The sequence below is a fragment of the Vreelandella lionensis genome, assembly GCF_044543515.1.
Classification (GTDB): Bacteria; Pseudomonadota; Gammaproteobacteria; order Pseudomonadales; family Halomonadaceae; genus Vreelandella; species Vreelandella lionensis.
The window spans coordinates 1-23,374 of record NZ_JBITWC010000022.1; the positions used below are offsets into that span (position 1 = coordinate 1).

The following is a 23,374-nucleotide window of genomic DNA, read 5'->3' on the forward strand; positions in this document are numbered from 1 at the left end:
GGAAGGGTCTTTGAGCATATCGGCCACCACTAAAAACGATACGCTTATCAAAGCAAAACCCTGGCCGAAGGGCCAGGGCTTTGTCAGCAGTCTGAAACCCCGCTTCGGCGGGGTTTTTTTATGAGTGGTAAAGATGAGCAGACGTTAGATCACCCGCGGTTCTGGCTCTAGTAATACACCAAACCGATCAAACACGGTCTGAGCAATAGTGTCTGCAAAACGCAGCAGTCCTGGGCGATCTCCTCCCCCAAAGTGTACTAACACCAATGCCTGGCGATCATGAACGCCAAACGCCCCCTGCCGATGGCCTTTTAAACCACACTGATCAATCAGCCAACCTGCTGCCAGCTTAGTTTGGCTATTGGGCTGAGGAAAATGCGGCATGTCTGGATACTCCTTCAACAGCCGATGCGTATAGTCATTACTCACTAGCGGATTCTTGAAGAAACTGCCCGCATTCGCTAGCACAGCTGGGTCAGGCAATTTTTCCTGGCGAACCGCACAGACCGCTTGAGCCACGGACAAAGGGGTCGGTGACTCCGACACGCGAGCCGCCAAATCGCCATAGCCAAGCACAGGCTTAGGCATGGCAGACAGCCGCAGCGCAAGTTGGGTAATGACGACCCTCCCCGCTAGTGTTCGCTTGAAAATACTGTCGCGATAGCCAAACTGGCACGCGTCAGCGTTCAACCAGTGCATCTCGCCAGTTGCCAACTCGACAACCTGGACCGCTTTCAACACATCGCTGAGCTCGACACCATAGGCACCAATATTTTGTACCGGTGCGGCGCCGCAATCGCCAGGGATCAACGCTAAATTTTCAACCCCCCACAAGCCATGCGTCGCCAATGCCATTACCAGGGCATGCCAGCTCACACCGGCACCCACATAGGCGGTGACGTCATCACCACTGCGCTCCAGCCACCAATGGCGAAGTGCCGGGCGAAGCGCCATACCATGAAGCGTTGGTGGCAGCAGCACATTACTGCCACCGCCTAGCAGGGTAATTGGCCACTGATGAATACGCGCACTATACAAGGCGGCCTGCAGGCTAGAGAGCGTTGTCGGTGCAATGTAGCGCGCCGCTTGGCAAGGTAGGCGAAGCGTATTGGCTGTAGTGAGGTCCACCCAGACGGATGCCCCGTCCAAGCTATTAGCGCCCACAGGTCAGCTCTGCAATCAGTCCGGTACTGGCTTGCTCAATCATATCCAATACCTGCTCAAAGCCCGCTTCTCCGCCGTAATAAGGATCAGGAACATCGGTATTCGCGAGTCCTGCATACTCCAACAGCAGCCCTACCTTAGCCTGGCTGTCGGCCGGTTTTAGCGCCTGCATCGCCGCCAGGTTATCGCTGTCCATGCCCAGTACGTAGTCGAATTCCAGGAAGTCACTCGTTTTTAACTGACGGGCGCGCAGATGGCTAATATCGATACCACGGCGCAGCGCGGCTGCCTGGGCACGGGGGTCGGGCGCTTTGCCAACATGCCAACTGCCAACACCGCAGGAGTCGATTTCAACGCGTTTGCTTAACCCTGCACGGTCGAGCGCCTGCTGAAAAACGCCCTCCGCGGTTGGTGAACGGCAAATATTGCCCAGGCAAACAAAGAGAACACGCGTCATGAAATGCCTCCTTCACGCTCGGCAGACAACAGCGACCTTACCCGCGCCAAATCCTCTTCCGTATCGACTCCAGCGGGATTTATCGCGCTCGCCAGCGCCACTTGAATAGCATAGCCATGCTGTAGCGCCCGGAGCTGCTCCAACTGCTCCAGCTGCTCCAAGCTGGAGGGCGCTAGATCCCGATAGGCGGCTAAGAAGCTCGCCCGGTAGGCGTAGATACCAATATGGCGCAGCCAAGCATCGGTTTCTAGTAGGCTTGGCTGTGCTTTAAAGTGCTCGCGGTCCCAGGGAATCGGCGCTCGCGAGAAGTAGAGCGCCCGCCCCTGTAGCGACCGCACGACTTTCACCACGTTAGGATTAAACAGCGTATCAACATCCGCAATCGGCTCGGCTAGGGTGGCAATCGCCGCCTCGGGGTCATCCGCCAGGCGCAGTGCGACCTGATCAATAAGTGCCGGAGGAATCAGCGGCTCATCCCCCTGCACATTCACGACCAGCGTGTCATCACTTAGGCCTAGATGGTCGGAGACCTCGGCGAGCCGGTCAGTGCCCGAGGGGTGGTCATCGCGAGTCATCACCACGTCAGCCCCATAGGGCAGCATGGCATCGCGAATCCGCGTATCGTCTGTCGCCACCACTACGCGGTTGGCCTGGCTTTGACAGGCTCGCCGCCACACATGGGCCACCATGGGCTCACCGGCGATCTCTAATAGAGGTTTGCCCGGCAAGCGAGAGGAGCCAAAACGAGCGGGTACAACGGCAATAAATTGCGGCGCAACATCAGACATCACGCCTCTCCGGTGCGGCCAGGCGAGGTAGGTAACTTTTCATCAGCATCCATTTGCCGCGCCTCTTCAGGCAGCATGACAGGAATCCCATCCTGTATGGGATAGGCTAAACCGTCGTAGTGGCAGCAAAGCTCCTGGGCGTCACGATCATACTTCAGTTTGCCGTTGCAGAGCGGGCAAACCAGCATTGCCAATAGTTCCTTATCCATCGGTGCATCCCCTTTGTGTCAGTACGGACAGCCTGTTTGCCAGCCAGTCCTCAAATGCTTGTGGAAGCTGCGCCTCCACCTCTAATACCCAGCTATCAGACGGTGCAAACGCCTGACACTTTACGGCGTCTTTCGCCGTCATAATGATTGGGCGTGGCGGCGTAAATTGAAACACGTGTTCATCAAATGGCTGGTGGTCTGCCAGGGGATGCATCTCCCCTTCCACGCCTAACTCCCGCAGCGTATTGAAAAAACGCTGAGGGTTGCCAATACCTGCCAGCCCATGCACCGGCAGCGCAAATGGCAGCGGCTGCAACGGATAGTGCTGCCCAGTAGGCAGCTGCCGCCAGCGCTGAGGTACCAGCTGCATAGCCACACTAGACACTTCCAGCGGGCGTTGTAGCGCTCCGTTGACAATCACAGCGTCCACACATGCAAGTCGCCCGGGCGCTTCTCTTAAAGGCCCAGCGGGCAGGCAGCGCTGATTGCCTAGCCCACGAGCACCATCGATAACCACCAGTTCAATATCGCGCCCTAAAGCCAAGTGCTGCAAGCCGTCATCGCTAATCAGTACATCGCAGCCCTGTTGCACCAGTCTTTCAGCACCCCGCGCTCGCTGCGGGTCCGCCACCACCGGTACTCCGGTTTGCTGTGCCAGCATCAGCGGTTCATCACCGCTATGCGCTGGGTCTGTAGAAGGCGTTACTAACAGAGGATAGTGCGGCGCTTTACCGCCATAGCCGCGGGTGACGATACCGGGTGAAAATCCCTGCTGTACCAGCCAACGGCTAAGCCAGGCCACAAGCGGTGACTTGCCCGTACCGCCTAACGTAATATTGCCCACCACGATCACCGGCACCGGTGCTTGCCAAACTGGTTTATTTCCCTCGCGGTAGCACTGTGCTCGGCGCCCTATAAGATAACGGTATAAATCACCCAACGGATAGAGCGGTGCTAGCCAGTTACTGCCGCCATAGGCAGCCTTTATCCAGCGCTGAGCAAGGCTCATTCACTCTCCTGAAACTGAAGCTGGTGCAGCGCGGCGTAGGCCCCACCTTTTTCAAGCAGCGCCTGATGGGTACCCTGCTCAATAATCCGCCCTTGATCCATCACTAGAATGCGGTCGGCACGCTCAATGGTGGAGAGTCGGTGAGCAATAACCAGGGTGGTGCGCCCTTCACACACGTGCTCCAACGCTTTTTGGATATAGCGCTCTGACTCGGTATCCAGTGCGGAGGTCGCTTCATCCAGAATCAGAATGGGCGCATCTTTAAAAATGGCCCGGGCGATGGCGAGCCGCTGGCGCTGCCCACCCGAGAGCATCACCCCATTCTCGCCGACGACCGTGGCGTAACTTTCTGGCAGCTTTTCAATAAACTCGCTGGCGTAGGCTGCCTCGGCAGCCGCCTTAATGGCGGCCGAGTCTGGGTCAGCCACTCCGTAAGCAATATTGTCAGCAATGGAGGCGTTAAACAGGGTGACCTGCTGGGACACCAGGGCAATATTCTGGCGCAGCGGCCCTAAGGCGTACTCATCGGCATTCACGCCATCAATCAAAATCTGCCCTTCACTGGGGCGATAGAAACGCGGCAGTAGGCTGACGAGTGTTGATTTACCGCTGCCCGAGCGGCCCACAATAGCCACCAGCTCGCCGGGAGCAACGTTAAGATTCACGTTGTGCAGTACGCTGGGCTGGTCGTCACCATAGCGGAAGCTGACGTTCTCAATCACCACATTGCCCGTTAGCTTGCTGGGAATGCGAGAGCCTTCATCCTGTTCAGGGGTGAGGTCTAACAGGCCAAACAGCTCAGAGGCCGCTGCGATGCCCTTCTGAATCTCGCTGTTAATCTCGGTGAGCTGGCGCACCGGCTTAATCATCAGGGCAGCGGCGGTGATAAAGGCGACAAACTCCCCCGGCGTCATGTTTTCCATCAGCGAGGGCGCCATGGCCAGCCACACTAGCAGCGCCATAGAGATCGCCACCAGCATCAGCACGACAGGCGAACTAACCGCTCGGGTCATGGCCTCTTTCATACTCTGGCGACGGTTCTCTTCGCTCACTCGCTCAAAACGCTGTTTCTCGTACGCTTCTGCGCCGTGGGTACGTACCACGCGATAGCCCGAAAGCGCCTCAGAAGCCACATGAGTCACATCGCCCATGGAGTGTTGAATACGCTTGGAGATACGCCGAAAGCGCTTACTCACATAGCTCACCACACCGGCAATAATCGGAGTAACACCCAAAAACAGCAGCGTTAGCATCCAGTTGGTCCAGAATAGATAGCCTACCAGCCCCACGACAAACAACCCCTCACGCAGGATGATCGTCACCGCATTGGTCGCTGCACCGGCTACCTGCTCAACGTGGTAAGTGACCCTTGATACCAAGTGGCCGCTGGAGTGGTGGTCGAAGAACCGGCCTGGCAGATGCAGCAAGTGGGCAAACACATCGCAGCGCAGCGTGTGAATGACGTAGCGGCCTACATAAGCCATAAAGTAGGTGCTTAAGAAGGTTCCCAACCCGCGAGACGCGAACATCAGCACCACGAAGAGCGGCAGGAAAAACCTGAAGGCGGCATCTGGGTTTTGAATTCCATCAATCAGCCGCTTCATCATTTCCGCCAGCGCGGTACTTGAAGCTGCGTAAATCACAAAACCCACCACCGCCAGCGCAAACGCACGCCAGTGTGGCTTAACGTAACCCAATAACCGTTTATATAACATCCAACCTGAATCAGTCACACGCGCTCCCAGCAGTAGTGTGCAGTGTGGGCGATTCTACCTGATGGTGGCGCGCTTCAACACCGCTTATGGCCACCTGCCAAGGCGCGCAGCGGCTGAAAGGTGACTGGCTGCTGCGGTATCAGCGTAAATTTAAGCGCGCCGTCCTGGGCGGTGTTCCATAGGCAGCTATGCTGCTGCCGAAAGCGCCGCACAACGTCGTCGGCAGGGTGGCGGAACGCATTGTCTCGCCCAGCGCTGAAAACCACGTGATGTGGCTGCGTCTCGCGCACAAACTGAACACCCGAGCTGGTGCCGCTGCCGTGGTGGCCCGCCACCAATACACTCACGTTGCCATTCAGCTGCGATAGAAGCTGTCGCTCCACTTGGCGCCCTACGTCACCGGTGATCAGCAGGCTATGCTCACCCGCATACACTGCTAACACACAAGAGCGATCATTAGAGGATAGAGTGTTCTCACCGCTCGGTGGCCAGAGTATTCGATACGTAATACCGTCACGCTGCCAGCGTTGCCCCTGCTCGCAGCGCTGGCTTGGGATAGATAGCGACTCCTCTGCTGGCGCCCACCACTGCGCTACTTGGTGATCCGCCAGTAGCGCATCTACGCCTCCGGCGTGGTCAGTATCCGCATGACTGACCATTACTTGGTCAAAATCTTGACCTGGGGGCCATAGGCTTTGCAGGGGCATAAAGCCACTGCGAAAACGTGGCCCCGTATCATAGAGCAGCCGAAAATTGGCACTGCGCAGCTCTATTAACTGCCCTTGGCCCACATCGTAAACCGTCACTTGAAGCTGCCCAGGCGGAATCGCCTGCTCTCTCGGCCACCAGGGAATTGTCACCAAGAGTACCGCCGCACCCACGCGTAACCAACGCGGCACGGCGGGCAAGCCCCAGCACAGCGACAGCAGCACCAAGCTCCCCGCCAATGGATAGGCCAAATGCGCGGGAGGCTGCCAGAGCGGTGCGGCTTCCACAGCGACAACCAACAGCTGATGAAATACCGCTAAGGCTTGCTCAAACACCCACCAGGGCACTAGACCAACAAGCGGAAGGGGTGACAGCAGCCAGCCGAGTAGCGCGGTAGGCACCATGACCGAGCTGACCCATGGCACCGCCACTAAGTTGATCAAAGGGGCCGTAGGGGCTACACGCCCAAAGGCAAACAACACCGCTGCGGCCATTAAAGGGGCCAATAACAGTTGAGAACGCAGCAGTGCCCAGCACCAGCCTTTTACACCGCGCGGCCTGGACCGACCCTGCCAGATAATAATCAGCCACCCTACCGCCATAAACGAGAGCCATAACCCAGGCCGCCAAAGTGCTAGCGGGTCAACCATCAGCACCAGCGCCAGTGCAAGCCACCAAGCTTGCCAGGGCCCCGGTGCATGGCGGCCACTTAGTACCCACAACCCCAGCAACGTCATAATCATCGCGCGCATTGCCGGTGGCGCCAACCCGGCCAACACGGCGTAGCCAACGGCGGCCGCGCCCGCAAGCCACCAGGGCCAAGTGCGCAGCCGCCAGTTGGTAGGCGAAACGACACGCGCAGCATAACGTCCTAGCAGCAGCACGAATGACGCCACCAGCCCCACATGCAGGCCCGAGATCACCACGAGGTGCGTGGTACCCGTAGCGTTTAACAGCGCCCAGTCATCTTGGTTAAGCTGTTCGCTATCGCCAAGCGTCAATGCGGCCAGCCAGCGCTGGGTACGTGCCTCTAAAGGCAGCTGTGCTAGAAAGTCGGATGCCAATTGGCGCAGCCGAGGAGAAGCGTGCGTAAGCCGCTGCGGCGCAGGATCGGGGCGAATATATCCAGTAGCGTGGATGCCTTCACGCCATAACCACTGCTCATAATCAAAAGTATTGGGGTTGATAAAGCCATAGGGCGGCCGTAAGCGCAGCGTCATTTGCCAGCGCTCGCCAACCACATACTCATGGTCGTAAGCGCTCACCCGAACGCTGTTTAATTGATCACAACGGGGAAGATGGGCAGGGGCTGTGCAGCGCTCGATACTCAATCGCAACCGCTGAACCCCTGACTGCTGCTGTACATCGGTCACTTTGGCATGCACCGCTATATCCTGCCCGCTCAGCCCAACGGGCAGCCGATGCCCCCACTCCTGCTGAATACTAAAGGCAACGGACCCGCCTAAGAGAAACCATACTAGGGCCCGTGGCCGCCATACGCCAACGCTTAGCCCCGCCATCATGAGGACCAGTGGCAGCAGCCATGTACCGCCCTGCCCACCGGCCCACCAAGCCAACAGGCTACCGCCAAGCGCTGCTAATGCCGTGGGCATTGCAATGCCCTGCCCCATCCGCCCCTCCCTGGTGCTCAACCATTACTGTGCGCGCCGTAGCCGAAGCCCTACGCTATATGGATAATAGAAACGATCTAAAGTAAGAGTACCTGACATGCCGCGCCGTTTCCTGCAGCGCTACATGCCAAAACCCGATACGCTAAGGCGCCAGCGTTCGTTGCGCTTTATGGCACCGCTGATTGCGGATCCGGGCTTATGGCTACTAACTCGACGCAGCGTTGCGAACGCGTTTAGCGTCGGGCTGTTTTGCGCGATGCTACCCATCCCCTTTCAGATGGTGGCGGCGGCTCTGGGTGCGCGGCTAAGTCGTTGCAATTTGGCACTTTCGGTAGGGCTTGTGTGGGTCACCAACCCACTTACCATGCCGCTGATTTTTTATGTGAATTATCGAATAGGCACTTTTTTGCTTGGGGCGCCCGCGCGGGAGGCCCCTTCCCGCATCTCAACCCGCTGGGTAGCTGAGCAGATGCACGACATCTTGCCACCGCTGCTACTGGGCTCTCTGATTACTGCGATTGTGCTTGCGGTCGTCGCTAACATTGGCATTCGCCTTATCTGGCGCTGGCACGTCTCCCATAACTGGAAGCGCCGCCGCCTTAAAAGACGGCGGCGCAGGGCTCGCATCGAATCAGAGTTTGACGACTAAACTAGCGCATCGCTATGCCTGAGCGACCAAGCGCCCCCCATCCAGCTTCATGACACGGTCTTGATGGGCAGCCAAGCCCACATCGTGAGTCACAATCACAAATGCACAGGCGCTCTCTTTGGCCAGCTCATCCATCAGCGCCAGAATAGTCGCTGCAGTAGCTTGATCCAGGTTACCGGTCGGCTCATCCATTAATACGAGGCTGGGGTCGGTCACTAGCGCCCGGGCAATCGCCACTCGCTGGCGCTCACCGCCCGATAGCTCACCCGGCTTATGGTCGGCACGCGCTTTCATCCCCACCCGCTCTAGGATCTGCATAGCGCGCTGTTCAGCCACTTTTTTAGACTGGCCGCGAATAATCAGCGGCAGCGCAGCATTCTCCACCGCCGTAAATTCCGCCAGCAGATGGTGGAACTGATAAACAAAACCAATATATTGATTGCGGAAGCGGCCCAGCGCGGCTTCATTCAGGCCCGAAAGTGCCTCACCGCCAATCACGACGCTGCCATCGCTCGGGCGGTCTAGGCCGCCCAACAGGTTTAACAGCGTGGTCTTGCCTGAACCCGAACTTCCTACAATCGCAACGCGTTCACCGGCACGGACGGTCAGTTCAAGCTGATCCAGTACGGTGAGATCCTGAGGGCCTTCGCTGTAAATGCGGGTGAGTCCACGGCACTCCAGCATGACGGCGTTAGAGGGTGTTGACGTCATCGGGGCATCCTTATTCATAGCGCAGTACATCAGCAGGCTGAACGCGAGCGGCTCGCCAGGCGGGATAGAGCGTGGAGAGGAACGTCAGGCCAAACGCGGCCAGCACGATGTCACGCACATCGCTCCATTCCAGACGCGACGGCAGGTCGCTGATGAAGTAAACCCCCGCATCCAGGAATTGAATACCAAACGCCGTTTCAAACCAGCCAATCAAATCGGAAATGGTGAGCGCCAGCAGAATGCCCACGGTAACCCCTACCGCAATGCCGATCAGGCCAATCGCTAGTCCCTGCACAATGAAAATACCCATAATGGAGCCCGGCGTAGCACCAATGGTGCGTAAAATGGCAATGTCCGCACGCTTATCCGTCACCACCATCACTAGCGTCGACACAATATTGAACGCGGCAACCGCAATAATCACGGTCAACAGCAGCGCGATCATGCGTTTTTCCATCTGAATAGCTTGGAAGAGATTGCCATGGGAGAACGTCCAGTCGGAGCCGCTGTAGCCTGGGCCCAACTCGTTCACAATGGCCTGAGTTTCGCTACCGGCGATAAACAGGTCGTCTAGCTCTAGGCGCAAACCACCAACCGCATCGCCCATGCGTGCCAGCGTTTGCATATCTTCAATATTGGCGTAGGCCAAATTGGCGTCTAGATCGGCACCTACGCTGAAAATACCGCTGACGGTAAACCGCTTCAGCCGGGGGAAAACGCCTGCCGGAGTAATCGATGCCTCGGGCACCAGCAGCGTCACGCGGTCACCCACGCCAACGCCTAGCCTGCGGGCGAGCATCGAACCCAGCACAACATTCCACTCACCGGGCACAAGGTCGGCCAACTCACCCTGGCGCATGTGCTCGCCAATAATAGAGACCTGGTCTTCCCAATCCGGATGAATGCCGTTGACCATCGCGCCTTGGTTGCGGCCGCCAGCGGAGAACATGCCCTGCTGTTCAACGTAAGGGGCCGCACCAATCACTCGATCGCGCTGTACTAATTGCTCTGCCAACGCCTCCCACTCTACCAGCCCTTCCTGGGACTCAATTTTGGTGTGGGGCACCATGCCTAAAATGCGCGTGCGCAGCTCGTGATCAAATCCGTTCATAACCGACAGTACAAGAATCAGTACCGCCACCCCTAGCATCAGCCCCAGCATCGACGTTAAGGAGATAAACGAAATAAAGTGGTTCCGGCGTTTAGCGCGCACATAGCGCAGCCCCACCAGAAAAGGCAAACGATCAAGCATGGCTACATTCCTTAATAATGGGCGTCCATGGTACGGTTTTTTTAACATGGCTGCATGTGCAAACGCAGCCTTAGAGTCGCCCTCTCCAAGGCCGTTCCCTTTATAACGGTATCGCTTGCAAGTTGAGGAGCAACCCCCTAAATTGCGCCCGACCCTCTTGCCCGCCGGGTAAGCTTATTCTGACTAGTGAGAGCACCTTTTACGTTGGCTACCAAGACTCACCGCTTATTGCCCGAATGGCACCCTCAAGATGGCCTACAGCTCACCTGGCCCCGTCCAGACGGAGACTGGGCTTATATGCTGTCGCGTATCGAAGCAACGCTTGAGCGCATTGTGCTTGCCACGGCGCGCTATCAGCGCGTGATCATCAGCGTGCCAGACGAGGCGACCCATCAGCGCCTGACCGCCACGTTCGATGCCTACGGCATCCCCAAACATCAGCTGCTGCTGATTGTCGCACCCACCGACGATACCTGGGCGCGAGATCATGGGCCGATCACGGTATTGGACGAAGATAACCAGCCGCTGCTGCTGGATTACACCTTTACCGGCTGGGGCGGTAAATTCCTTGCTGAGCGGGACAATCAGCTAACCCAGTGGCTAGCCGATGCGGGCGTATGGGCCTGCCCAGTCTCTTCTCGGGAGATGGTGTTAGAAGGCGGGGCTATCGAGACTGACGGCGAAGGCACGCTGCTCACCACGGAAGCGTGCCTGCTCAACCCAAACCGCAATCCGTCGCTCTCTCGAGAAGACGTTGAAGCGCGTTTGGCGGATGACTTTGGCGTAGACCGCGTGCTGTGGCTAGCCAATGGGCATTTAGAAGGCGACGACACGGACAGCCATGTGGATACGCTGGCACGTTTTTGTAACCCCTCGACCATTGCCTATGTGCGTTGTGACGACCCCACTGACCCGCACTACACGGCCCTGCAGGCAATGGAGCAGGAGTTAAAAGCCTTCCGTCAGCGTAACGGAGAGCCCTACCAGCTTATTCCGCTGCCCTGGCCCCAGGCTTGTTTTGACCCGGAAGATGGGCATCGCCTACCGGCCACCTATGCGAACTTTTTGATTATTAATGATGCGGTGCTGGTGCCTACCTATGGCGACCCAGCGGATGTCACCGCACTGCAAGCGCTGGCCGTCGCTTTCCCAGAACATACGCTGATCCCCATTGAGTGCGTCAGCGTAATTCGTCAGCACGGCAGTCTGCACTGTTTAACCATGCAGCTACCCAAAGGTACGCTTGCTCCTGCTACCACTCACTCTTAAGGAGGGCAGCATGTCCCAGACACTTAACGTGGCGGTGATTCAACAAGCCGCATGGCCCGATAAAGCGCTCAGCCTGGCCGAAAGCGAGGCGGGCATTCGCAAAGCAGCCAGCCAAGGGGCACAGCTAGTGCTGCTGCAAGAGCTGCATGCTACCCACTACTTCTGCCAATACGAAGACCCGGCACTGTTTGATCTCGCCGAACCGCTGGATGGCCCGACGGGACAGCGGTTGGCGGCACTGGCAAAAGAGCTGGATATCGTGCTGGTAGGCTCGCTGTTTGAAAAGCGCGCGGCGGGGCTCTACCACAACACCGCCGTGGTGTACGACCGCGCCAAAGGGCGGGTTGGCCAGTACCGCAAGATGCATATTCCAGATGACCCAGGGTTCTATGAGAAGTTTTACTTCACCCCTGGCGACGCCGACGACGCACGCAAAGAGGGCTTTACGCCGATTGATACCTCAGTGGGTCGGTTAGGCATTCTGGTGTGCTGGGACCAGTGGTACCCGGAAGCCGCCCGCTTAATGGCGCTGGCGGGTGCTGAGCTACTGCTCTACCCCACCGCCATTGGCTGGGATCCTAATGACGACGACGCGGAAAAAACCCGCCAGAAAGATGCCTGGACGCTGATTCAGCGCGCCCACGGCGTCGCGAATGGCCTGCCCGTCTTGGTGGCAAACCGCGTAGGCTTTGAGGCCGACCACTCCGGCGTGGGTGATGGTATCGCGTTTTGGGGCGGTAGCTTTATTTGCGGCCCACAAGGTGAGCTACTAGCCCATGCCGGTGAAGAGACTGAGCAGTTGGTCGTGAGCCTGGATATGGCGCGTAGCGAAAACACCCGCCGTATTTGGCCCTACCTGCGCGATCGCCGTGTCGACGCTTATGGCGACCTAACCCGCCGCTACCGCGATTAAGCTTATTCGAGCATCTGAAAATCAAAAACGCCTGCTCTGTTACCAGAGCAGGCGTTTTGCTATCAGCACTTAAGCCGACATCGTTTATTTCCCGGCACTTATTTCCAGAAATCGCGAATCGACGCAATACCCTGAGCACCCACCGCACGAGCGTGGTTGGCGTCAAAGCGGGTCATACCGCCCAGCGCGAACACCGGCATACCCGCCCGCTCTACCAGCTGCTGGAAGTCGTGCCAGCCCATGGGAGCCACTTCTGGATGCGACGGCGTAGTGCGCAGCGGCGACAGCGTAACAAAATCACAGCCCAGCACTGCCGCTTGGGAGAGCTGCTTTTGATCATGCGTGGAGGCGGACAGCCACTTGTTTTCCGCAATCGGGCGACGGTCCAGCTGCATTAAACGCGCACTGGTCAGGTGAATACCATCCGCATCGACCTGGTCCAGGAGTGCAGGCTCACCGTTGAGCAACAGCTTAGCGCCGTACTCACGGCAAAGCTTGAGCGCTCGCTCAGCACGGGCAACGTAGGCCGCGTCATCTAAGCTTTTGGCACGCAGTTGCACAAGGCGAATGCTGTCTTCGCGCAGAGCGCGCTCCAGCAACGACGCGAAGCGCTCATCGTCAGGCTCTTCACCGGTAATCAAGTACTCGGTGGGTAGCATCACCGCACGCAGAATGGGCAGATTCGCCGCTGGGAACGGGTAGTTCACCAACTCATTCATCGGCACCCAGCGCACCGCCTGGCCTTCACGACCAAACGGTTCTCCAGCAAACTCATGCACCTGCCACACATCGAGCAGAATGTGCTTATCAGGATACTCATGGTGAACGCGAATGAGCGGTTGGGCACGAACAATCTCAACGCCTAACTCTTCATGCAACTCACGTTTAAGGCCTTCCAGCCCAGTTTCATAAGGGGCTAGCTTGCCACCGGGAAACTCCCAAAGACCGCCGTGATCGACGTTGGAAGGCCGGCGCGCGATCAGCACGTGCTTTTGATCGGCGCTGATCATCGCAGCTGCCGCGACATGAACCCGTCGTTTTACCATTACACTCATTACGTCTTATCCACTTTGTGCGCGCCGCCTTTATATTGCACGGCGCTATCTCGCTGCGTTAGCACGTTGCCGCAGCCTTAGCTGCGGTAATCCGCGTTGATGGACACATAGTCATGGGAGAGATCCGAGGTCCACACGGTAGCGGCCTCGTCACCACGCCCCAAATTAATGCGAATTGTGATCTCTTCCTCGGCCATTACGGCACTGCCAGCCGCTTCGGTATAGCTACCGGCGCGGCCACCGTTCTCCACTAGGCGCACATCGCCTAAGTCAATCACGACCCGGCTGACGTCAAACGCCTCAACCGGCGCTCGACCCACCGCCGCCAAAATACGCCCCCAGTTGGCATCCGAGGCGTAGAGCGCGGTTTTTACTAGAGGCGAGTGAGCTACGGTAAACGCCACATCCAGCGCTTCTTGGCGAGTGCTGGCCTCATTCACCTGTAGTGTGATGAATTTGGTCGCCCCTTCGCCATCGCGAATAATCGCCTGGGCGAGCTCGGTCATCACCCGCTGCAGAGCGTTACGGAAAACAGCAATGTGCTCGTCGCTTTCGATACGCGCGCCCGTGCCGGTTGCCGCTAGCATACAGGCGTCGTTGGTAGAGGTATCGCTATCCACAGTGATGCAGTTGAACGAGCGATCCACCGTTTCTCGCAGCAGCGTGGCGAGCAAGGACTGCTCAATCGCCGCATCGGTGACTACAAACCCCAACATGGTGGCCATGTTGGGTTTAATCATGCCCGAACCTTTGGTAATCCCGTTGATGGTGACCTGCTGATCGCCAATATCAACGGTGACTGTGGCACCTTTAGCACGGGTATCGGTGGTTAGAATGCCCTCCCCTGCCCGCTGCCATGCTTGGCTTGAGTCGGCCAGCGTATCAAACGCACCAGGCAAGCCCGCCAGCAGGCGATCCATGGGCAGCGGCTCGCCTATCACGCCCGTTGAGAACGGTAGCACCTGGGCTGTCTCAACGCCCGCCTGCTCTGCCACGGCCGCACAGCTTGCATAGGCATCCTGCAGGCCCGTCTCGCCCGTTCCCGCATTGGCATTGCCGGTATTGATCAGCCAGTACCGGGGCGCAAGGCTGTTGTTAGCACACGCGTCCAGATGCGCTTTAGCGACGACCACTGGAGCAGCACAAAAGGCATTCCGAGTGAATACGCCTGCCACGGTGGCAGTCTCTGGTAGCTCGATCACTACCATGTCACGGCGATCCGGCTTCTTGATGCCCGCCATTGCAGTGCCTAGGCGCACCCCGTTAAGGGGTGGCAATTCCGGAAAGGGAAGGTTTCCCACCGCCATGTTTCTCTCCTCTACGTTCGCTTACGCCATACGTGATTAGCTTAATTTGCCGCAGCACTGCTTATATTTTTTACCCGAGCCACACACACAGGGGTCGTTGCGGCCAACTTTCGGGTTTTCCCGGCGCAGCGGACGGCCATCAGCCCCGGGCGCTGTCTCGCTAGTACCGGCATCAGGCGCATCGTGGCGGCTGGCGGCAGTCGCTTTTTCACGAGCAAGCTCTTCACGGCGTTTCTGCTCTAGGGCATCCACTTCTTCTGGCTGACGCACCTGAACGTGGCTGAGAATACGCGTGACATCGGCTTTGATGTTGGTCAGCAGATGTTGGAACAGCTCGAAGGATTCGCGCTTGTACTCCTGCTTGGGGTTCTTCTGTGCATAACCACGCAGGTGGATACCGCGACGCAAGTGATCCATGGACTGCAGGTGCTCTTTCCAGCGGGTATCCAGCACTTGGAGCATCACCTGCTTCTCGAAGCGGCGAATCAGCGCCGCACCTGCGGACTCGATTTTAGCCTCATAGGCCTCGCGGTGCATGGTTTGCAGACGTTCACGCAGCTTCTCTTCGCTAAAGCGCTCGTCTTCCTCGGCCCACTGCATCACTGGCGCGTCGAGATTGAACTCGGTTTTCAAGTGGGCTTCCAAGCCGGGCAGGTCCCACTGCTCAGCCAGGCTCTGGGGCGGCACGTACTCGCTAATCGCGTCTTCCATCACCTCTTCACGAATCCCCACCACCGCGGCGGAGACATCGTCAGACGCTAGAATTTCGTTACGCTGCTCGTAAATCACGCGGCGCTGGTCGTTGGCCACGTCGTCGTACTCAAGCAGCTGCTTGCGAATATCGAAGTTACGCCCTTCCACTTTCTTCTGAGCGCGCTCTACCGCATTAGAGACCATTTTGTGTTCAATGGCTTCACCACGCTCAAGGCCCAGCGCCTGCATTAAGCGCTTCACTCGATCGGAGCCGAATAGGCGCATCAGGCTATCTTCCAAAGAGAGGAAGAAGCGTGTGGAACCCGGATCGCCCTGGCGGCCTGCACGGCCACGAAGCTGGTTATCGATACGGCGGGATTCGTGGCGCTCAGAACCTACGACATGCAAGCCACCAGCTTCCAGCACCGCGTCGTGGCGCTTTTGCCATTCGGCTTTTAGCGCATCAATTTGTGCTTGGCTAGGGTTTTGCAGCTTCGCGGCTTCGGCTTCCCAGTTACCGCCCAACATAATGTCAGTACCGCGACCCGCCATGTTGGTAGCGATGGTAATCGCACCGGGCCGGCCAGCCTGGGCAATAATTTCCGCTTCGCTTTGGTGCTGTTTGGCGTTCAAAACGTTAAATTTCAGCCCAGCCTCACGCATTAGGCGCGCCAGATACTCAGACGTTTCGATAGAGGCGGTACCCACCAGCACTGGGCGGCCCGCTTCGGTCTCTGTTTTCACGTCTTTGATGATGGCTTCGTACTTCTCTTCCGCGCTCAGGTACACAAGGTCGTTGAGATCTTTACGCGCCAGCGGGCGGTTGGTGGGAATGACGATCACATCAAGACCGTAAATCTGACGGAATTCGAAGGCTTCGGTATCCGCCGTGCCCGTCATGCCCGATAGCTTTTCATACAGGCGGAAGTAGTTCTGGAAGGTGGTAGACGCCAGCGTTTGGCTTTCACGCTGAACCGTAACGCCCTCTTTAGCTTCCACGGCCTGGTGCAGACCTTCAGACCAACGGCGCCCCGGCATGGTACGGCCGGTGTGCTCGTCGACAATCACCACCTGCCCTTCGGCAACGATGTAATCAACGTCCAGATGATAGAGATGGCGAGCGCGCAGCGCCGAGTGCATATGCTGTAGCAGGTTGAGGTTTTGCGCTGCGTAGAGCGATTCGCCCTCACCCAGCAGCCCTTCGGCCCGCATGAGCTCTTCGACTTTATTGTGACCCTGCTCGGTCAGCTCTACCTGCTTCTGCTTTTCGTCGAGCACGAAATCGCCGCTCACCGGTGCTTCGTCATCTTCGGAGACTTCACCCTGCTCGAGCTGTTGGGCGAGGCGGTTCACGATGCCGTAGAGGTCGGTGTTCTCGTCTACCGCGCCGGAGATAATCAACGGCGTACGTGCTTCATCAATTAGGATGGAGTCGACTTCGTCCACAATCGCGTAGTGCAGGCCGCGTTGGACTTTATCTTCCAGCGAGAACGCCATGTTGTCGCGAAGATAGTCAAAGCCAAACTCGTTGTTGGTGCCGTAGGTAATGTCGCACTGATAAGCATAGCGCTTCTCTTCGCCGGTCTGCCCTGCAAAGATAACGCCTACCGTTAGCCCTAAGAATTCATAAAGCGGGCGCATCCATTCCGCATCACGGCGGGCGAGGTAGTCATTCACCGTCACCACGTGAACGCCTTTACGGGTCAATGCGTTCAAGTAGACTGACAGTGTGGCGACTAGGGTTTTACCTTCACCGGTTTTCATTTCCGCGATACGGCCACGGTGCAGGGTCATACCACCGACCATCTGCACATCAAAGTGGCGCATGCCCATTACTCGCTTACTGGACTCACGAACGACAGCAAAGGCTTCTGGAAGCAGGCTATCCAGCGTCGCCCCATCGTCTAACCGCTGACGCAGCTCAGTGGTTTTCGCTTGAAGTTCCGCATCGCTTAGGCCCGCCAGGGTCTCTTCTAACGCATTAACGCTCTGCACGCTTTTATGCATGCGCTTTACTTCACGGTCGTTTTTAGAGCCGACCACTTTACGTAACAAGTTATTAATCATGAAATTTCCAGATCATCGTGAGCGACCCATCCAGGTGCGCCCTTATATAAGGCAAATAGGCGTAATGTTAACCAATGCGTTGTTCGGCGGGCGGGCCACGAGGGGTCACTACATCGCTGGCAGCAACAAGTCGAAGCGTGATCAGCGGTAGCAATAGAGGACGGCTGCAAACGCTGGGCAATCGGCGCGTTTGGCGACTAACCCAGCGACGAAGCGCACGGCGCTTCTTGGCAATCCAGTACGATTGAGCCCGTAGCATCGCAGGCACCCAAAAGCAGATGCAGACATTGCGGCCACTGCTTCTCAATGCATCTGAAGGGTGTAAACTAGCGGGCAATAAGCAGCTCACCAACAGGCCAGCCAGCCACCAACGCGCTAAGCCATAGCGTCGTTGACGCCTTGGCGAAGCAGATACTATCTCTGACGTTGATGACATGCTGTGGACTGGCTCCCGAGCGTGTTAGGCTCTTTTCATTGGCGGTCAATCACAGGCGCTGTTTGTATTCGCCAGTACGACGTCACTAGCAACACCCTAGGAATTAAGTTGATGAGTATAAAGGTTAAGCGTTCTCGCGCACAGCCCATTGCCCAACTGCTGACCAAGTCTGGCGGCGTTGGACAGCTAATGCGCCAATCACGCTTAATTGATCAAGCGCAACGCCACCTTCGCGCCCATTTGCCTGAAGAGATGCGCGAGCACATTTTCGTCGGCGGCTTCAGCAACGGACGCCTTACGCTGATCAGCGGACAAGCCAGCTGGTTAACGTGGCTACGCTACGAGCAGTCGCGGCTACTGTCACTGCTTCACCAATTACCGGGCTTTGAAGGCGTGACAGGGTTTACGCTCAAAGTTCGTCCAGTGCGCCCGATCGAGTCACCTAAGCGTTACACGCGCACACTGTCAGATGATGCGGGCAAAACCCTGGCCGAATGCGCCAAAGACACCGACAACCCCGCGTTAAAAAACGCTCTGGAGCGGCTTGCTTCTCACGCGCGCTCTACAGAACCAAAACCTTAGCAACGCGAGCCCTTAAACGCATAAAGCACCGCCTTAGCGATGCTTTATAAAGTGGGGGGCCGTTTCGTTATTTCAACTCAACTCCCCCAACATTTTGCCTTATGCCTAATTACGCCATGGCAGGAGCGGCATAGGAAATAGGCGCCACTGCTTTCTCTTCTTCAAACGTAACGATTTCATACGAATCGGGCTGTGCCATCAGCTCCCGGCAAAGCTGGTTATTCAGCGCATGGCCGGATTTAACACCTCGGAACTCGCCAATCAGGCTGTAACCAAGCTGATAAAGGTCACCAATGGCGTCTAGCACTTTATGTTTGACGAATTCGTCTTCGTAGCGCAGGCCGCCTTCGTTCACAATACGGTAGTCATCCACCACAATGGCGTTTTCTAAGCTACCGCCCAGCGCCAGATTGTTCGAGCGAAGGTACTCTAAATCGCGCATAAAACCGAAGGTTCGTGCACGAGAGACTTCTTTCACGAACGATGTGGTCGAGAAATCGATCAGCGCCGTTTGCTTCTGCTGTTCAAAGACCGGGTGGTCAAAGTCGATAGCAAATGACACCTTGAAGCCTTGGTGAGGCAAAAAGGTAGCCTCTTTATCACCATCGGTAACGCTAACCCGACGCTTAATGCGGATAAATTTCTTCGCTGCCTCCTGCTCCAAAATGCCCGCTGATTGAATCAGAAACACAAAGGGGCTGGCACTGCCGTCCATAATTGGCACTTCGGGCGCACTGATATCGACGTAGGCGTTATCAATCCCCAAACCGGCAAAGGCTGACATCAAGTGCTCAACGGTCGCGACTTTGACGCCTTCATGGGAGAGCGCTGTGCATAGCATGGTGTCTTCCACCAATTCGGCACGGGCAGGCACGTTCACCACTGGGTCCAGATCGGTTCTGACAAACACAATACCGGTGTTGGCCGGCGCCGGGCGCAAAGCCATGTGGACTTTTTTGCCAGAGTGCAGACCCACTCCAGTGGCGCGGATGACGTTTTGTAATGTGCGTTGTCTGATCATGGGTAGTGGTCAAGCTCTGATGACGGCGGATCGTAGCCTAACGCTACAAAGTCCGCAGGGGGAAAGAAAGTTATCAAACAGTGTTCACTTTAACAGCAAACGAGCGTTTTAACCAATAAAACTCTCGTTTGCTGCCTCAATGAGCCTGATAGCGCGGTTTAATCCGCTTGGCGGCGCAAAAATGCGGGGATATCGAGATAGTCATCAGCATCCGCTGAACGACGTTTTTCTGGACGCGGCTTTGCCGCTGCTTCCGGCGCTTCTGCGCGTGCAGCAGCCTGCTGACGCATGACCGTCGGCTGCTGCAGCTTGCGGTAGTCGGAAGAGGAGGCATCTGCCGCAGAGCGACGCGCAGGTTCGCGAGCTGCTGCTTTTGATTTGCTGCCATCTAGCCCTGCTGCCACTACCGTCACACGCAGCTCGTCGGACATTTCCATATCGATTGAAGTACCGACCACAATCGTCGCTTCTTGAGAGGCGAACTCTTGTACCGTCGCCCCCACATCGTTGAATTCGCCAATGGAGAGATCCGGCCCAGCCGTGATATTGACCAGGATACCGCGAGCGCCATGTAGATCGATATCTTCCAGCAGCGGGCTGCGGATGGCTTTTTCTGCCGCCTCACGTGCACGGTTCTCACCCGTCGCGCCGCCTGTACCCATCATCGCCATGCCCATTTCGGACATCACGGTGCGTACGTCAGCAAAGTCGACGTTGATGATACCTGGGCTAGTGATCAGCTCTGCGATGCCCTGTACCGCACCTAGAAGCACATCGTTAGCTGCGCTAAAAGCCGTCAGCAGCGTGGCATTCTTGCCCAGCACCGATAGCAGCTTTTCATTGGGAATAGTGATCAAGGAATCAACGTGCTCAGAGAGCTCTTTCATGCCCTCTTCCGCAGCGCGCATACGCTTGGGCCCTTCAAACGGGAACGGACGCGTAACGACCGCAACAGTCAGAATACCCAACTCCTTAGCCACCTGAGCCACCACCGGAGCGCCGCCCGTGCCTGTACCACCACCCATACCGGCAGTAATAAAGACCATATCGGCGCCGTTTAACAGCTCAGCAATGCGCTCGCGATCTTCCATCGCGGCTTGACGACCCACCTCTGGGTTAGCGCCAGCACCAAGACCCTTGGTGATTTCGCTACCTAGCTGCAGCACCGTTTTTGCGGATACACGTTTAAGTGCCTGAGCATCCGTATTGGCGCAGATAAATTCAACGCCTTCGATATTGCTCTCGACCATGTGGTTGACAGCATTACCGCCGCCGCCGCCAACACCGACTACTTTGATGACCGCACTGCTCGAGGGTGCGTTATCTACCAATTCGAACATAAGCCCCGTCTCCTGAACCGCGCTTGCGGCCCTATCAGAAATTTCCTTTGAACCAGCCTTTGATTCTTGCCAGCGCCGAATGGCCATCCTTGATATCACGCCGGGCTAACTCATTACGTCCTTTATGGGCCGCAACGACTCCCCCGTGGCTTTCTAGGCCTTGCCCATGACGAGTTTCCTGCAGTGCATAATGCAGTAAACCAACGCCCGTCGCATAGATAGGATTGCGAACCACATCTGCCAAGCCTCTGACATTTTGCGGGCAGGCAATACGAACCGGCATATGGAAAATTTCTTCCGCCAGTTCGCTTACACCTTCCATGCGCGAGGTGCCGCCGGTGAGCACCACACCCGCAGCCACCATATCTTCATAGCCGCTGCGACGTAATTCGTCTCTTACTAACGTAAAGAGTTCCTCGTAACGAGGTTCGACCACTTCCGCTAGCGCCTGACGCGATAGATCTCTGGCTGGGCGATCACCCACGCTAGGCACTTTAATCATCTCATCGCTTGCAGCAAGCTGGGTTAATGCGCAAGCGTATTTCACCTTGATTTCTTCAGCGTGCTGGGTCGGCGTTCGCAGTGCCATCGCGATGTCATTGGTGACTTGGTCACCTGCAATGGGGATCACCGCTGTATGGCGAATGGCACCTTCTGTGAAAATCGCCATATCGGTGGTACCACCACCGATATCCACCATACATACCCCGAGCTCACGCTCATCTTCAGTCAGCACAGCCATACTAGAGGCCAACTGTTCCAAAATAATGGCATCCACATCTAAACCGCAGCGCCGTACACACTTTTCAATGTTTTGCACAGCATTCAGGGCCGCCGTTACTAAGTGCACTTGTGCTTCAAGTCTTACCCCTGACATCCCCAGCGGCTCACGGATGCCGCCTTGGGTATCAATGGAAAACTCTTGAGGTAACACATGTAACACTCGCTGGCCTTCTGAAATCGCTCGTGCGCGGGCCGAGTCGATCACCCGTTCAATGTCTGAAGGTGTTACTTCACGCTCCTTAATCGCGACAACGCCGTCGGAATTCATGGAGCTAATATGGCTACCCGCCACGCCCACATAAACCGAGTGGATGTCGCATCCTGCCATCAGTTCGGCTTCTTCCACCGCACGCTGAATGGACAGAACCGTTGACTCAATATTAATCACAACGCCGCGCTTCATACCGCGCGAGGGGTGGGAACCGATACCGGCAATCTCAATCCCCCCATCATCGGTGGGTTGACCGACTATCGCGACGACCTTGGACGTTCCGATGTCCAGCCCGACAACCATATTGGATGCGTTGGGTGAGCCTGCCATGAGTCGGTAAATCTCCTTGCCGTCATTTTAATAGGGTAGATATTGCCAATTGGCATTAAAACGCCAACGCAATAACCAATTTGCGTTTAATAACTTTAACTAGAACACTATCTAACCAAGCTAACCAAGCTAACCAAGCTAACCAAGCTAACCGCTGACAGGATAATAAAACTCATCCACATCACCGCTAGGGACATAGTATAGAAACAATAGTCGCAATACGACTAGCGCACACCCACGATAATTGGACTGGATGGCAATTTAAACCCCATTCATGGGTTTTTCGGCGTTGGCAACCACTCACATTTACCTACTTTTTGCACATTGCCACGAGCGGTTACTCATTGACCTCTTGCTGTTCACGCTCTTGAAAATCCGTTTCACCATGCCAAGCCACCGCAACACCATTAGGATAGCGTAAATCAATATAGCGGATATGCTCACTAAAGCTTGCAAGTTCGCGCTGCCAAGAAGCAGATAACCTTGCCAAACGCTCTCCATGCTGACGTCTACCTAGCATGACCCAGGCCCCGTCTCCCAGCTGTAAGCGCCAAGCACCGCGAGGCTCTAAGCGTAGCTGAGAAAGCGATAGCGACAAACTGGCAAAATGGGGAGTCAACCGCTGGTAATACGCCAACACCTCTTCACTGTTGCCCGCTGGCCCTGAGAGGTCGGGCAACCCTTCAGGTGCATCTAACGGCGCAAATGCAAACGGCTCCCCTTCAGGATTAAGCAGGAAATCATCGTTCCAACGCGCTACAGGCACCTGCTCCACTAGCTCAAACACCAAAGCGTTAGGCCACTCGCGGGAAATTCGCACTTCATTCAGCCAGCCAATACCTAGCGCACGCTGGCGTAGCTCGCCTAGATCTGCCGATAGCCACGTTGCATCCTGCACAAGCGGCGCTAACTGCGTACGCAGATAATCAGCACTAACGTACTCCCATTCGCCACGAATCGACACGCGCTCAATGGGACGATCAAGCCATAGCCACAGTGCACGGCCGCCCGCACCTAGTAGCAGCGCCAGCAGCACAACGCCCAGCCATGCGTTGCGTTTTTTCATAACGCTCC

At 56.7% G+C, this 23,374-nt stretch carries 21 protein-coding genes; 4 read left to right on the plus strand and 17 right to left on the minus strand.

What is annotated here, in order from left to right; translation table 11 throughout:
- Nucleotides 1-144 precede the first annotated feature (144 nt).
- Genes murB through ACIGG6_RS13690 form a run of 7 tightly spaced genes read right to left on the minus strand, consistent with a single transcriptional unit; the run spans nt 145 to nt 7,681 of the window.
- The gene (gene murB / locus ACIGG6_RS13660; RefSeq protein ID WP_399845130.1) at nt 145-1,128 is read right to left on the minus strand and encodes a UDP-N-acetylmuramate dehydrogenase; all 984 of its coding nucleotides are present in this window, start codon (nt 1,126-1,128) and stop codon (nt 145-147) included.
- Between the two features lie 25 nt (nt 1,129-1,153).
- Nucleotides 1,154-1,621 carry a low molecular weight protein-tyrosine-phosphatase gene (locus ACIGG6_RS13665; protein ID WP_399845132.1) on the minus strand — a complete coding sequence of 156 codons (468 nt, stop codon included), beginning with the start codon at nt 1,619-1,621 and terminating at the stop codon, nt 1,154-1,156.
- Nucleotides 1,618-2,409 (minus strand): 3-deoxy-manno-octulosonate cytidylyltransferase, encoded by a 792-nt coding sequence (gene kdsB / locus ACIGG6_RS13670; protein ID WP_399845133.1) that lies wholly within the window; start codon nt 2,407-2,409, stop codon nt 1,618-1,620. Before kdsB ends, ACIGG6_RS13665 begins: the two co-directional genes overlap by 4 nt.
- Nucleotides 2,409-2,618, minus strand: a complete 210-nt coding sequence (locus tag ACIGG6_RS13675; RefSeq protein WP_044629207.1) for a Trm112 family protein — start codon at nt 2,616-2,618, stop codon at nt 2,409-2,411. The genes kdsB and ACIGG6_RS13675 overlap by 1 nt, the downstream gene beginning before the upstream one ends.
- Nucleotides 2,611-3,627, minus strand: a complete 1,017-nt coding sequence (lpxK, locus tag ACIGG6_RS13680; RefSeq protein ID WP_399845136.1) for a tetraacyldisaccharide 4'-kinase — start codon at nt 3,625-3,627, stop codon at nt 2,611-2,613. The genes ACIGG6_RS13675 and lpxK overlap by 8 nt, the downstream gene beginning before the upstream one ends.
- Nucleotides 3,624-5,360 (minus strand): lipid A export permease/ATP-binding protein MsbA, encoded by a 1,737-nt coding sequence (gene msbA / locus ACIGG6_RS13685; protein WP_399845138.1) that lies wholly within the window; start codon nt 5,358-5,360, stop codon nt 3,624-3,626. Before msbA ends, lpxK begins: the two co-directional genes overlap by 4 nt.
- A 56-nt stretch (nt 5,361-5,416) precedes the next feature.
- On the minus strand, nt 5,417-7,681 hold the full coding sequence (locus ACIGG6_RS13690; RefSeq protein WP_399845139.1) for a DNA internalization-related competence protein ComEC/Rec2: 2,265 nt from the start codon (nt 7,679-7,681) through the stop codon (nt 5,417-5,419).
- A 97-nt stretch (nt 7,682-7,778) separates the two neighbouring features.
- Between ACIGG6_RS13690 and ACIGG6_RS13695 the strand changes: the two genes are divergently transcribed.
- Nucleotides 7,779-8,330 carry a DUF2062 domain-containing protein gene (locus ACIGG6_RS13695; RefSeq protein WP_399845142.1) on the plus strand — a complete coding sequence of 184 codons (552 nt, stop codon included), beginning with the start codon at nt 7,779-7,781 and terminating at the stop codon, nt 8,328-8,330.
- Nucleotides 8,331-8,342: 12 nt separating this feature from the next.
- Here ACIGG6_RS13695 and ACIGG6_RS13700 read toward each other — a convergent pair whose 3' ends face one another.
- Both ACIGG6_RS13700 and ACIGG6_RS13705 read right to left on the minus strand, forming a co-directional pair.
- Nucleotides 8,343-9,041: an ABC transporter ATP-binding protein gene (locus ACIGG6_RS13700; protein ID WP_399845144.1), complete on the minus strand. Its 699-nt coding sequence runs from the start codon at nt 9,039-9,041 to the stop codon at nt 8,343-8,345.
- Between the two features lie 10 nt (nt 9,042-9,051).
- The gene (locus tag ACIGG6_RS13705) at nt 9,052-10,293 is read right to left on the minus strand and encodes a lipoprotein-releasing ABC transporter permease subunit (RefSeq protein ID WP_253503016.1); all 1,242 of its coding nucleotides are present in this window, start codon (nt 10,291-10,293) and stop codon (nt 9,052-9,054) included.
- A gap of 204 nt (nt 10,294-10,497) precedes the next feature.
- On the opposite strand from ACIGG6_RS13705, the gene ACIGG6_RS13710 reads away from it, so the two are divergent.
- Complete coding sequence (locus tag ACIGG6_RS13710) at nt 10,498-11,562, plus strand: agmatine/peptidylarginine deiminase (protein ID WP_399845147.1); 1,065 nt, start codon at nt 10,498-10,500, stop codon at nt 11,560-11,562.
- A 10-nt stretch (nt 11,563-11,572) separates the two neighbouring features.
- Complete coding sequence (locus ACIGG6_RS13715) at nt 11,573-12,475, plus strand: carbon-nitrogen hydrolase (RefSeq protein WP_399845150.1); 903 nt, start codon at nt 11,573-11,575, stop codon at nt 12,473-12,475.
- Between the two features lie 98 nt (nt 12,476-12,573).
- On the opposite strand, the gene ACIGG6_RS13720 is transcribed toward ACIGG6_RS13715, so the two are convergent.
- The 4 genes from ACIGG6_RS13720 to ACIGG6_RS13735 all read right to left on the minus strand — a co-directional run bounded on the left by ACIGG6_RS13720 (nt 12,574) and on the right by ACIGG6_RS13735 (nt 17,856).
- Nucleotides 12,574-13,530: a Nudix family hydrolase gene (locus ACIGG6_RS13720; RefSeq protein WP_399845152.1), complete on the minus strand. Its 957-nt coding sequence runs from the start codon at nt 13,528-13,530 to the stop codon at nt 12,574-12,576.
- A 77-nt stretch (nt 13,531-13,607) separates the two neighbouring features.
- On the minus strand, nt 13,608-14,837 hold the full coding sequence (gene argJ, locus ACIGG6_RS13725) for a bifunctional glutamate N-acetyltransferase/amino-acid acetyltransferase ArgJ (protein WP_399845153.1): 1,230 nt from the start codon (nt 14,835-14,837) through the stop codon (nt 13,608-13,610).
- A gap of 36 nt (nt 14,838-14,873) precedes the next feature.
- Nucleotides 14,874-17,597 carry a preprotein translocase subunit SecA gene (gene secA, locus ACIGG6_RS13730; RefSeq protein WP_399845156.1) on the minus strand — a complete coding sequence of 908 codons (2,724 nt, stop codon included), beginning with the start codon at nt 17,595-17,597 and terminating at the stop codon, nt 14,874-14,876.
- 67 nt (nt 17,598-17,664) lie between these two features.
- The gene (locus ACIGG6_RS13735) at nt 17,665-17,856 is read right to left on the minus strand and encodes a hypothetical protein (RefSeq protein ID WP_399845159.1); all 192 of its coding nucleotides are present in this window, start codon (nt 17,854-17,856) and stop codon (nt 17,665-17,667) included.
- Nucleotides 17,857-18,144: 288 nt separating this feature from the next.
- On the opposite strand from ACIGG6_RS13735, the gene ACIGG6_RS13740 reads away from it, so the two are divergent.
- Complete coding sequence (locus tag ACIGG6_RS13740) at nt 18,145-18,615, plus strand: DUF721 domain-containing protein (RefSeq protein ID WP_399845160.1); 471 nt, start codon at nt 18,145-18,147, stop codon at nt 18,613-18,615.
- A 109-nt stretch (nt 18,616-18,724) separates the two neighbouring features.
- Here the strand turns inward: ACIGG6_RS13740 and lpxC are convergent, their stop codons facing one another.
- The 4 genes from lpxC to ACIGG6_RS13760 form a co-directional block, all read right to left on the minus strand.
- A complete protein-coding gene (lpxC, locus tag ACIGG6_RS13745) occupies nt 18,725-19,636 on the minus strand; it encodes a UDP-3-O-acyl-N-acetylglucosamine deacetylase (RefSeq protein WP_399845163.1) in 912 nt (303 codons plus the stop codon).
- A 158-nt stretch (nt 19,637-19,794) separates the two neighbouring features.
- Entirely contained in the window at nt 19,795-20,976 is a 1,182-nt protein-coding gene (gene ftsZ, locus ACIGG6_RS13750; RefSeq protein WP_399845165.1) for a cell division protein FtsZ, read from the minus strand.
- A gap of 34 nt (nt 20,977-21,010) precedes the next feature.
- Nucleotides 21,011-22,300 (minus strand): cell division protein FtsA, encoded by a 1,290-nt coding sequence (ftsA, locus tag ACIGG6_RS13755; RefSeq protein ID WP_253501707.1) that lies wholly within the window; start codon nt 22,298-22,300, stop codon nt 21,011-21,013.
- A 337-nt stretch (nt 22,301-22,637) separates the two neighbouring features.
- Nucleotides 22,638-23,366, minus strand: a complete 729-nt coding sequence (locus tag ACIGG6_RS13760; protein ID WP_399845168.1) for a cell division protein FtsQ/DivIB — start codon at nt 23,364-23,366, stop codon at nt 22,638-22,640.
- Between the last annotated feature and the right edge of the window lie 8 nt (nt 23,367-23,374).